Here is a 2,037-nt window from a genome sequence, read left to right on the forward strand (position 1 = left end):
GGGCCGGACCGGGTGCCGTCCGGCTGCCCGGTCCGGATGATCCGGATCATCGCGCGCACCGCCCGGTAGGCGAACACGACCGCGACGACCAGGAAGATCACGCTGATCGTCCCCAGGACGATCTGCAGCGGTCCAGTCATGGCCTTCCTCTCCCCGCGCATCGGGGTGACGCCCTATCCCCAGCCGGTGACGGGCCCGGTCGGAGTTGTTGACGTACATCACATCCCACTCATAGGCTCCAATGCAACATGTGCGGCATGACTGCGCATGTTGCAGAACAGGCGAGTCTCCGATCGACGGCGACGTCGGCCACGGAGTCAGACGCGAGTGCGGCTGACCCGGCCGGTCCGCGAACGAAGTGAGGACGGCGAGTGGGCACAGTAAGTGATGTCGCAGACGTGCTGATCATCGGCGCGGGCGCGTCGGGGTCGGTTGCCGCGAAGCACCTGGCCGAGCAGGGATTCCGGGTGGTGCTCCTCGAGCAGGGCGACTGGATCTCCCCGGCGGACTACCCGGGCAACAAGCCGGAGTTCGAGCTGCTCGGCTCCCACGCCTGGCACCCCGACCCGAACGTGCGGGCGCGCCAGGAGGACTACCCGGTCAACCTGGACAGCTCCGACCAGCCGGTGTTCATGTACAACGCCGTCGGCGGCTCGACGACCATGTTCGCCGGCGTCTGGAGCCGCCCGCTGCCGGCCGACTTCAAGATCCGCACGCTGGACGGCGTGGGAGACGACTGGCCGATCTCCTACGCAGAGCTCCTGCCCTTCTACCAGGCCAACGAGCACGATCTCGGGGTCTCCGGCATGCCCGGCAACACCGCGTACCCGGACGGGAACGCGCCGCCGCTGCCGGCCCACCCCATCCACCTCACGGGCCGGAAGATGGCCGAGGGGTTGAACAAGCTGGGGTGGCACTGGTGGCCGGGCTACTCCTCGATCCCTTCCCAGCCCTGGAAGCACCAGACCCAGTGCGTCCGGTATGGCGTCTGCCGGCTCGGGTGCGCCGAGGGCGCCAAGGGCTCGGTGGACGTGGCGTTGCTGCCGGACGCGCTGCGGCACGGCGCGAAGATCGTTCCGCGGGCGCGGGTCGCCCGGATCACGGTGAACGAGCAGGGGCTGGCCGACGGGGCGGTCTACCTGAAGGACGGGGTGGAGCACCACCAGCGGGCGTCGGTGGTGATCGTGGGGGCCAACGGGATCGGGACGCCGCGGTTGCTGCTGATGTCGGCGTCCGACCGGTTCCCCGACGGGTTGGCCAACTCCTCGGGCCTGGTCGGCAAGCGGCTCATGTTGCACCCGTTCGGCTCGGTCGTCGGGCTCTACGAGGACGACCTCGAGGACTGGCTCGGTCCGGCCGGCACCCAGATCGAGTCGATGCAGTTCTACGAGACCGACCTCTCGCGCGGGTTCGTGCGCGGCAGCAAGTGGCACGTGATGGGCACCGGCGGGCCGATCGAGGCGATGACCCGCTGGCTCATCGGCGAGGGGGTCCGTGACGAGCAGTTCTGGGGTGCAGAGTTCGCGCGGAAGATGAAGCAGGCGGTCGGGCACTCCATCGACTGGATCCTGCACCCGGAGGACCTGCCGGAGGAGCACAACGCGGTCACCCTGGACCCGGTGCTCACCGACTCCGACGGGCTGCCGGCCCCGAAGGTCAACTACACGACCAGCGAGAACACCATCCGGATCCTCGACTTCGCCATCGAGCGGGCGTTGGAGGCGCACGAGGCCGCGGGTGCCACCAGGGCCTGGGCCACCCACCGCAACTTCTCCTCCGGGCACAATCTCGGCACCGCGCGGATGGGCGATGACCCGGCGACGTCGGTGGTGAACCGGTACGGGCAGGCGCACGACGTGCCCAATCTCTTCGTGATCGACGGCAGCGTCTTCCCGACCTCCACGGCCACCAACCCGACCGCGACGATCTGCGCGCTGGCGAAGCGGACGGCGACCTACATCAGCAGCAACGCGCGCAAGCTGGAGGTGGCCTCGTGACCGAGCAGCCGGCGACCGGGGAGATGTTCGTCGAGGGCCG

At 69.2% G+C, this 2,037-nt stretch carries 1 protein-coding gene; it reads left to right on the forward strand.

What is annotated here, in order from left to right:
• Window positions 1-371 precede the first annotated feature (371 nt).
• On the forward strand, window positions 372-1,997 hold the full coding sequence (locus tag ACI782_RS25995) for a GMC family oxidoreductase (RefSeq protein ID WP_456913006.1): 1,626 nt from the start codon (window positions 372-374) through the stop codon (window positions 1,995-1,997).
• The last annotated feature ends 40 nt before the right edge of the window (window positions 1,998-2,037 follow it).

It is taken from the genome of Geodermatophilus sp. SYSU D00703, from assembly GCF_054050155.1.